This window comes from Nocardia wallacei (genome assembly GCF_029869545.1).
GTDB lineage: Bacteria > Actinomycetota > Actinomycetes > Mycobacteriales > Mycobacteriaceae > Nocardia > Nocardia wallacei_A.
Window position 1 is genome coordinate 1 of the sequence record NZ_JARWQD010000340.1, and the last position, 9,606, is coordinate 9,606.

Annotated in this window: 7 protein-coding genes and 1 pseudogene; 4 read left to right on the plus strand and 4 right to left on the minus strand. The window is 70.4% G+C overall.

Annotated elements, in window-relative coordinates; translation table 11 throughout:
- Positions 1 to 380: 380 nt before the first annotated feature.
- From QH290_RS30845 to ygfZ, 4 genes are all read right to left on the minus strand, one after another.
- Positions 381 to 596 (minus strand): DUF3073 domain-containing protein, encoded by a 216-nt coding sequence (locus QH290_RS30845; protein WP_280265583.1) that lies wholly within the window; start codon positions 594 to 596, stop codon positions 381 to 383.
- 175 nt (positions 597 to 771) lie between these two features.
- A complete protein-coding gene (locus QH290_RS30850; protein ID WP_280265584.1) occupies positions 772 to 1,734 on the minus strand; it encodes an asparaginase in 963 nt (320 codons plus the stop codon).
- Positions 1,731 to 2,441 carry an MOSC domain-containing protein gene (locus QH290_RS30855; RefSeq protein ID WP_280265585.1) on the minus strand — a complete coding sequence of 237 codons (711 nt, stop codon included), beginning with the start codon at positions 2,439 to 2,441 and terminating at the stop codon, positions 1,731 to 1,733. Before QH290_RS30855 ends, QH290_RS30850 begins: the two co-directional genes overlap by 4 nt.
- Before the next feature lie 128 nt (positions 2,442 to 2,569).
- Complete coding sequence (ygfZ, locus tag QH290_RS30860) at positions 2,570 to 3,685, minus strand: CAF17-like 4Fe-4S cluster assembly/insertion protein YgfZ (RefSeq protein WP_280264390.1); 1,116 nt, start codon at positions 3,683 to 3,685, stop codon at positions 2,570 to 2,572.
- 236 nt (positions 3,686 to 3,921) lie between these two features.
- Here ygfZ and QH290_RS30865 point away from each other — a divergent pair, with 236 nt between their 5' ends.
- From QH290_RS30865 to QH290_RS30880, 4 genes and pseudogenes are all read left to right on the plus strand, one after another.
- The gene (locus QH290_RS30865; protein ID WP_280386721.1) at positions 3,922 to 4,839 is read left to right on the plus strand and encodes an aminodeoxychorismate lyase; all 918 of its coding nucleotides are present in this window, start codon (positions 3,922 to 3,924) and stop codon (positions 4,837 to 4,839) included.
- A gap of 254 nt (positions 4,840 to 5,093) precedes the next feature.
- Positions 5,094 to 6,548: a cytochrome ubiquinol oxidase subunit I gene (locus QH290_RS30870; protein ID WP_280264395.1), complete on the plus strand. Its 1,455-nt coding sequence runs from the start codon at positions 5,094 to 5,096 to the stop codon at positions 6,546 to 6,548.
- A 9-nt stretch (positions 6,549 to 6,557) separates the two neighbouring features.
- Positions 6,558 to 7,619: a cytochrome d ubiquinol oxidase subunit II gene (gene cydB / locus QH290_RS30875; RefSeq protein ID WP_280386723.1), complete on the plus strand. Its 1,062-nt coding sequence runs from the start codon at positions 6,558 to 6,560 to the stop codon at positions 7,617 to 7,619.
- Positions 7,620 to 7,630: 11 nt separating this feature from the next.
- Positions 7,631 to 9,370: pseudogene (locus tag QH290_RS30880) on the plus strand (ABC transporter ATP-binding protein/permease); the annotation flags it as partial.
- Between the last annotated feature and the right edge of the window lie 236 nt (positions 9,371 to 9,606).

Below are 9,606 nucleotides of genomic sequence, written 5' to 3' on the forward strand. Positions count from 1 at the left end.
GTGCTCGCTGGAGTGCTCGGCCGCGGCCCCCCGCCCGCGCACCCCGTCGGCGTCGGCCTCACCCCGCGGGTTGGCCCCCCCCCCGGGGGGGCGCGCGGGGCGCCCCCCCCCCTTCCCACCCCCGCAACGGTTTCAGTGCCCGGTCGCCCGCGTCTTCGCGCCACCGTCGAGGCTCGTCAGGTCACGCACCGCGAGCCGAGGCTCGCTGTACGCCGGATGCTCCCGTCCTGAGGGGCGGGACGCCGGTATGTCGTTTCCCGCCGGATCGGCGGGGTCGTGGGGGGGGGGCGGGGGGGGGGGCCCCGCCCCCCCGCCGCGCCCCCCCCCACCCCCGGGGGGGGGGCCCCCCCCCGCCCCCCCCTTGCGAACGTCGATCCGAATCAGCGGCGCCAGTCGTCGTGGTCCTCGTCGTCCTCCCAGCGCGGCAGCGAGTCGTCCGCGTCGTGCTCATCGGAAAGCACGCCGCTGCGCTGCGAGTCACGGGAGTGTCCCCCCGAGAGCTCGCGCTGAAGGCTCGCGAAGTCGGTCGACGGCGAGCTGTACTTCAGCTCGCGTGCGACCTTGGTCTGCTTTGCCTTAGCCCGGCCACGGCCCATGGCTGACCCCCTCGCGTCACTGCGGGGCGGCCTGGGGTGGTTTGGCGGCCCCGTTCGAATTAATACTCTTCCTGACAGACACTTTAGCGTGTGTCTGCCGGTCTCGCTTCCAGGAGTGGGGGAAGACTCCCGATCTGCCCGGGTTTGCCCGGTTGTCGCACCCTGCGGGCCGCCGTCAGAGGACTCCCGGAATTGCCCGGATGATGCCCACCCGGGCCCCGCCCCCGAGCACCGCGGGTGCGGCGAGGGCGGCGTGCTCGTCGGTCCACTCGACACCCATGCGCTGCAGAATTGCCTGCGTCAGCGGGATCCGGGCGCGATCGTGCCCGTCGTCGATCTTGTAGGCGAACGCGCGGCCGTCCGGTAGCGCCCCCGCGTGCACCCCGTCGGCGCCGATCTTGCACACCAGGCCGGGGGTCGAGCGCATGGTGAGCAGGTCCGGTCCGTCCGTGCCCGAAATCACTCGCGGATGGGTGCGAATCGCATCGGCGACCCGCCGTTGCGGCGACCCCGGAGCGGCCGTCGCGAACGATCCGTAGGCCCGCGCCAGATTCACCAGCGACACCGGCACGATCGGCAGGCCGCAGCCGTCGATGCCGAGATCGGATTCGGGTTCGCCGGTGATGTCGGCGATGGTTTCCGCCACCGCCCGCTGCAGGGGATGCGCGGCGTCCAGGTAGCCCTCGGTGGGCCACCCGTTGATCGCGCAGGTGGCCAGCATCGCGGCATGTTTGCCCGAGCAGTTCATATAGATGCGGCGGGCGGCCTCGGCGCGATCGCGCCCGGCCAGCGCCGCGGCCCGGGCCACCTCGTCGAAGGGGAGGTCGGGCGGGCATTCCAGCTGCTTGTCCGCGAAGCCGAAGCGGTCCAGCAGCCGCTGCACCAGCGCCACGTGGTCGGGCTCGCCGAAATGGGAGGCGGTCGCGATCGCCAGCTCGGCGTCGTCGACCGGTTCGAAACCGTTGCGCAGCAGCGCGATCGCCTGCATCGGCTTGTTGGTCGAGCGCGGGAAGATCGGCAGGTGCACCTCGCCGAGCGCGACCAGCGGCTCCCCGTCGGGCTCGAGAATCACCAGCGATCCGCGATGCACGCATTCGCGGAACCCGGACCGCACCACCTCGACCAGGTCCACGCTCACTGTCGGCCCTCGCTGACGCTCGGCTCGGCCCGGTGCGCGGTTCGAACGCTCGACGGGCCGCCACCCGCCCCGGCCGCCCGCGCTCGGTTCGCGGCTCGGCGCCGATGGCGGTCGACCTGCATGCGGATGTCGTCGGAGATGGTCGGTTCGGCCGCCAGCAGCAGGTCGAGCCGGTCCGGGTCGGTGCCGGTGAATACGTCGCGGACCGTCACGCCGTGCTCGGGGACGTACTCGACGCGGACCTCGTCGCCGGTGCCGACCGTTCCCTCGGTCAGCACCCGCAGATACGCGCCGGTGTCCGACCGGAGCGTGAAGCGCTTGACCCAGTGCTGCTCACCGGACCAGTGCTGGAAGGTCGCGCACGGCACGCGCGGTGCGCTCACCTCGAGCAGGGTGTCGCCGACCGACCAGCGCTCGCCGAGCACCGCATCGCTCACCGGCAGTCCGGAGATGCGCAGGTTCTCGCCGAACCAGCCCGGGGGCAGCGGGCGGTCCAGCTCCCCGCCCCAGCGCCGGGCGTCCTCCTCGGCGTAGGCGTACACCGCCTGGTGCACGCCGCCGTGATTCCTGGTGTCGCACACGTGATCACCCTCGAGACCCAGCGGCCGCACCGCCACCCGATGCGGGACCGGGCGCTTGTCGATGGCCGTCCGGCCCACCCTGCTCACCTTCGGCGACAGCTCGAGTTCGGCGTGTACCACGCACACGGCGAGCACCGTTCCCCGGGGGGGGGGGGGGGGGGGGCCCCCCCGGCGGCCCGGGGGCGGGGCCCCCCCCCCCCCCCCGCCCCCCGCGGCCCCGGGGGGGGGGGCCCCCCCCCCCACGCACGGGTCGCTCATCGTCCACGCAGCCGCTCGACGGCCATGCGGCCCGCCTGCGGCTCGTTGTCGGAGGGCATCGAGTCGGGGTCGATGGACGCCGCCGTCTCGCCCACCTCCAGCCGCGCATCCGCCGGTATCGAACGCTTGATCAAGGCCAGCGCGATCGGCCCGAACTCGTAGTGGTCGACGATGGTGCCCAGGCGCCCCACCGAGCGGCCACCGGCGGTCACCGGATCACCGGTCGCCGGGCGGGAATCGGCGGATCCGTCCAGGTGCAACAGGACCAGATGCCGGGGCGGCTTGCCCAGATTGTGCACCCGCGCCACCGTCTCCTGGCCGCGGTAGCACCCTTTGTCCAGGTGGACCGCGCCATGTTCGGTGACGCCGCCGATCCAGCGCGCCTCGTGCGGGATCGTCCGGTCGTCGGTGTCGACACCGATCCGGGGCCGCAGCGCCGCCACCCGCAGCGCCTCGAAGGCCCACAGCCCGGCCGGTTCCGCGCCCGCGGCGGTGAGCCGCGACCACCACTCGGTCAGGCGGTCGCGCGGGATCACCAGGTCGAAGGAGTCGTCCGTCGGCCAGGGCATCCGGCGCAGGAAACCGCCCTCCGGCAGCGAGATCGCGGCGTAGGTCGGCGGCAGCGGGCCGAGGTCGAGCGCGTCGGCCACCGCCTGGGCCTGCGGCCCGAGCAGGCTCAGCACCGCGTACCCGGGCGCCGCCTCCGGTTTGGCGTCGGCCCAGAACACCATCTTCTGCAGGAATTCCAGCAGCGCCGGACCGCGCTCGCCCTCGGTGTCGATCCACAGGGTGCCGTCGACATCGGTGAGCACGAAATGATTCAGGACGCGGCCGTTGAGATCGAGGTCCAGGTTCTCCGCCGATCGGCGGTCCGCCAGCTCGGCGACGTGCTGGCTCGAGATGGTGTGCAGCCAGGTCAGTCGTTCCGCGCCGGTGCTGGTGAGGACGAATCGGTGCGACCGGTCCACCACCGCCGCGCGCTGTGCGGCCGCGCGTTGCTCACCGAACGGATCGCCGTAATGCCACGCGACCGCGGCGTCGGGAGTCTCCGGCGGGCCCGGGACGGCTCCCGGGGATGTCGACAAGGGACTGGGCGGAAGGACCACGGACACACACCCACTGTATGCCCTGCTCACTTGTGCCGCCCGCGACGGCGCCGCAAACGCGGCAGGAACGACACTTGCCTTCGGCGGCGAGCTGTGCTGGCCTGGGAGGCAGCCCTGACAAGGTGTCGTCGGTCACCAAACTGATCGGTCGGACCTATCTGATCTCAGGATTGGGTGAACGGTTACCTACCGGAGGTTCGGTACCCCCTCGTAGAACCGCCCGTTCGCCTAGGCTGCTGCGCATGGTGGATCGAGTTCTGGTGACTCTAGACGGCACCGTCCGGGATCCGGACGAGCCGTTGCTCTGTGCGGACGACATCGGCGCGCTGCGCGGTGACGGCATTTTCGAGACGGTGCTGGTGCGCGACGGCAAGGCGTGCGCGATCGAACTGCATCTGGCGCGCCTGCGGCGCTCGGCCGAGGCGCTGGACCTACCCGAGCCGGACCTGGGACAGTGGCGGACCGCCGTGGAGACCGCGGCCAAGGAATGGGGCAGCGAGCGCGAGGGCCAGCTGCGCATGGTGCTGACCCGAGGACGCGACAGCATCGAATCCACCGTCCCCGCCGCCTCCCGCAAGCCGACGGGCCGGGCCGCGCCGCCCACCGCCTACATCCTCGTGCTGCCGGTCGCCGAGCGCGTGAACAAGGCTCGCGCGGAAGGCATCTCGGTCATCACGCTGTCGCGCGGCATCTCGGTGGATCTGGCGCCGAACGCGCCGTGGCTGCTGCTCGGCGCCAAGACGCTGTCGTACGCCACCAATATGGCGGCGCTGCGGTTCGCCGCGCGCATGGACGCCGACGACGTCATCTACACCAGCACCGAGCACCGAGTCCTGGAGGGCCCGCGGTCGACCGTGGTCATCCAGCGCGACAAGCAGCTCCTCACGCCGCCGGCGCGCAACGGCGTGCTGCCCGGCATCACCCAGCGCGCGCTGTTCGCCGAGGCCGAGAAGGCCGGGTGGGACTGCCGCTACGAATCCTTCTTCACCGCCGATCTCATTACCGCCGACAGCGTCTGGTTACTGTCGAGCGTCACGCTGGCAGCGCGGGTGGCCACGCTGGACGGGCTGCGGATGTCGCCGCCGGACTGCGCGCCGGAGATCGCGGAGATGGTGGATCGGGGCGTCGCCCGGTCGTGGAATCTGGCCGACTGGACGTAGGGAACGCGGGACCGTTCCCGGGCGCGGGTCCGATCCATGCCCGGAATCGGGAATCGGGCCGGAATCCGTTATCGCACAGCAAAATCTCCCGGAGTGTCGTGGCGTAGAACTCATTGATCCGTGGGATCCTCGGCGTAGCCTTTACTACGACATGTCGTAGTACGGCAGGAGGTCCCCATGAGCAGGTGCAGCGTCCGAACCGTTCCGCGCTGTGCGCGGGCGGCGATCGTGCCGAGCGGCAGCGGGGTGCGGTCATGGACGTAGTCGACGTCTCGCGCTGGCAGTTCGGCATCACGACCGTCTATCACTTCATCTTCGTGCCGCTCACCATCGGGCTGGCGCCGCTGGTGGCCGGGCTGCAGACCGCATGGGTCATCACCGGCAAGGACCGCTGGTACCGGCTGACGAAATTCTTCGGCAAGCTGTTCCTGATCAACTTCGCCCTCGGCGTCGCCACCGGCATCGTGCAGGAGTTCCAGTTCGGGATGAACTGGAGCGAGTACTCCCGCTTCGTCGGCGACATCTTCGGCGCGCCCCTGGCCCTGGAGGGTCTGGTCGCCTTCTTCATGGAGTCGACATTCCTCGGGCTGTGGATCTTCGGCTGGACCCGGCTGCCGAAACTGGTGCACCTGGCGACGATCTGGATGGTCGCGATCGGCGTGAACGCCTCGGCGTACTTCATCATCGCCGCCAACTCGTTCATGCAGCACCCGGTCGGCGCGCGCTACAACCCCGAATCCGGTCGCGCGGAACTGAACAGCATCATGGCGGTGCTCACCAACAACACCACGCTGGCGGCGTTCCCGCACGTGGTGGCGGGCGCCTTCATCACCGCGGGGACGTTCATGGCGGGTATCGCCGGGTGGTGGATGGTGCGCAACGCGCGCTCCGGCGACGAGCACAAGATCGCGGAGGCGCGTTATCTGTGGCGGCCCGCCGGGCTGGTGGGCATGTGGGTGATCATCGTCGCCGGGGTGGCGCTGCTGATCACCGGTGACATCCAGGGCAAGCTGATGTTCAAGCAGCAGCCGATGAAGATGGCCTCCGCGGAATCGTTGTGCCACACCGCGACCGATCCCGACTTCTCCGTCCTCACCGTCGGTACCCACAACAACTGCGACTCGGTCACCCACCTCATCGAGGTGCCGGGTGTACTGCCCTATCTGGCCGAGGGGAAGTTCAGCGATGTGACCCTGCAGGGCGTCAAGGATCTGCAGGTCAGCTACAACGAGAAGTACGGTCCCGGCGACTACCGGCCCAACCTGTTCGTCACCTACTGGTCCTTCCGCGCCATGATCGGATGGGTGATCGGGTCGGCGGCCATCGCGCTCGTCGGATTCTGGGTGACCCGGCGCGGGCGGATCCCGGATCAGCGCTGGTTCTCGTGGCTGAGCCTGATCGCGATCCCGACGCCGTTCCTGGCCAACAGCTCCGGCTGGGTGTTCACCGAAATGGGCCGCCAGCCCTGGGTGGTCGCGCCCAACCCGACCGGTGACCTGAACCTGCGAATGATCGTGCAGGACGGGGTATCCGGGAACTCGGCGGCCACGGTGCTGTTCACCCTCATCGGGTTCACGGTGATCTACGGCCTGCTGGCGGTGGCGTGGTTCTACCTGATGCGCCGCTACGTCGTCGCCGGGCCCGAGGAACACGTGACGACCTCGGCCACAAGCGCCGAACCCGTCGAGAAGCTCTCCTTCGCCTACTAGGAGCCGATGATGAGTCTGCCCGAATTCTGGTTCTTGCTGATCGGCGTGTTGTTCACCGGCTATTTCGTGCTGGAGGGCTTCGACTTCGGGGTCGGCATGCTGATGCCGATCCTCGGCAGGGGCGACGAGACCCGAAAGCGCGTGCTGCTCAACACGATCGGCCCGGTCTGGGACGGCAACGAGGTGTGGCTGCTGGTCGGCGGCGGCGCGATGTTCGCGGCGTTCCCCGAGTGGTACGCGAGCCTGTTCTCCGGGTTCTACCTGGCGCTGTTCCTGATCCTGGTCGGCCTGATCACCAGGGCCTGCGCCATCGAATGGCGCGGCAAGATCAACGATCCGAAGTGGCGGTTCTGGGCCGATATCGGCATCGGATTGGGTTCCTGGATACCGGCTTTCGCGTGGGGCCTGGCGTTCGCCGATATCGTGCACGGCGTGCAGCTCAACGCCGACAAGCGGATCGAGGGCGGGCTGTGGGGCATGATCACCGGCTACGGGCTGCTGGGCGGGCTGACCACCACCCTGCTGTTCCTGCTGCACGGCACGGTCTTCGTCAGCCTCAAGACCAGCGGTGACATCCGCACCGAGGCCGTGAAACTCGAACGGCTGCTGTGGATTCCGACCGCGGTCGCCGTCGCGGCCTTCGGCCTGTGGACCCAGTTCGCGCACGGCAAGGGCTGGACCTGGGCGATGGTGGTGCTGGCGGTGGTCGGTCTGGTGCTCGCCGGTGCGGCGCTGTTCCTGGGCGGCGGAAAGGAACACGGCACGAGGGCCGACGGCTGGGCGTTCTTCGGTACCGCGCTGACCATCATCGGCGCGGTGGTGCTGCTGTTCGGCTCGCTGTATCCGAACGTGCTGCCGTCGAGCATCGATGCGGCCTACAACCTCACCATCGACAACGCGTCGTCGACGCATTACACGCTGAAGATCATGAGCTGGTGTGCGGTCGTCCTGACGCCGATGGTGCTGATCTATCAGGGCTGGACGTACTGGGTGTTCCGCAAGCGGCTCACGACCGATCAGATTCCGGCACCGATCGGCCTGCCGCTGCAAGAACGCTCACCGGTGCGCTGAGGAGCTGAACCGTGGCTCGACCCGTGGACCCGCGCCTGTGGCGGTATGCCCGCTCGGCACGGCGGTATCTCGTTGTCAGCGTGCTGCTTTCGCTGGTGACCACCGGCTGCATCGTGGTGGCGGCGCTGGCGCTGGCGCGGGTCCTCGCGGGGGTGATCACCGATCCGGGGCGCCGGACCCTCGGGTCCTGGACGGCCGAGCTGGTGGTGCTGGCGGTGGCGGTCGGCTGTCGCGCGGCGGCGACCTGGTGGCAGTCGCGGCTGGCGCATCGGGCGGGCGCCCAGGTGGTGGCGGAGCTGGAGCAGGCGGTGCTGGCCACCGCGGCCGATCTGCCACCGCGTGAATTGGACTCGCGCCGAACGGAACTGGCGGTGGTGGTCGGCAGCGGGCTGAGCGGGCTGCGCGCCTACCTGGCCGGATATCTGCCCGCCCTGCTGCTGGCGGTGCTGGTGCCGCCGATCGTGCTGGCGGTCATCGCCGCCCACGATCTCACGGCGGGCGCGATCATTCTGGTGACGCTGCCGCTGATCCCGATCTTCATGGTTCTCATCGGCCTGATGACGCAGGGGCGTGCCGCCGCGACCCTGGCGGCCACCACTCGGCTGTCCGACCAACTGCTGGACCTGTTCGCGGGCATGCCGACGCTGCGGGCGCTGGGGCGTGAATCGGCAACGACCACAGGCGATTCGACGCCCGCGAAGACCCGCCCGGCCGATCCGCCAGGGCCGGTCGGGCAGCGGACACAGCGGGACCGCGTGCGGGCGCTCGGGGAGTCGCTGCATGCGCGGACCATGTCGGCGCTGCGGGTGGCCTTTCTGTCGTCGATGGTGCTGGAGCTGCTGGCCACGCTGTGCGTCGCGCTGGTCGCGGTGTCCATCGGCATGCGGCTGGTCTTCGGCAATATGGGGCTGTATGCCGGTCTGCTGGGGCTGATCCTGGCGCCCGAGGTGTATCTGCCGCTGCGTGCGGTGGGCGAGCGTTTCCATGCCGCACAGGACGGGATGGCGGCTGCCGCAAGGGCTTTCGCTGTGCTGGAGCCTGCGGGGCAGGCGCGCCCGGCCACTGCGGGCCGTCGCGATATCGGAGACGCCCCGGGGGTCGTCGAGATTCGCGATCTGACCGTGCAGGGTCGTGACGGCCGCGCGCCCGATGACCTTTCCGCGGTGCTGCGGCCGGGGTCGATCACCGTCCTCGCCGGACCCAACGGTTGTGGAAAATCCACGGCCCTGCAGGCGATTCTGGGCCTGATCGCGCCCGCGCGCGGCGAGGTCACCGTGGGCGGCGTCCCGGTGCTCGAGCTGGATCGCGAACGCTGGTGGGCCGAGGTCGCCTGGCTGCCGCAGCGACCCGTGCTGCTGCCCGGCACGCTGCGCGAGAACCTGGAACTGTTCGGGGCGCGCTCCGAGGCGCCCGCGACGGGACCGGCCCGGGTGGTCAGTGATCTGGAGGCCGCCTGCGCCGCAACGGGTTTCGACACTGTCCTGGAGGAACTGCCCGGCGGCTGGGACACCGTCGTCGGCACGGGCGGCACGGGTCTGTCGCTGGGCCAGCGCCAGCGCCTGGCCCTCACCCGCGTGCTCGCCGCCGACCGCCGCGTCCTGCTCCTCGACGAACCCACCGCCCACCTCGACGACGCCGCCGAGGCCACCGTTCTCGCCGCGCTGACCGCCCGCGCCCGCGCCGGGGCGACGGTCGTCGTGGTGGCCCACCGCCCGACCGTCCTCGCCGCCGCCGACCACATCATCGAGGTCCGCGGCGGGAGTGGCGAGCCGGATATCGCACCGAATGCATACGCGGTCGATGATTCCGACGCCGACGGCCGCGACGGCGGCCGGATGGACCCCGGCCAGCCACAGCAACGGCACCTCGCCGACGCCGCCCGGGGGGGTGGCGGTTACCCAATTGACGGGGTTGGTGTGGTAGGGGTTAGCGGTGGGGAAGTTGGGGGGGGGGTGCGATGTGGGGGGGGCGGGACGGCTTTGGGGGG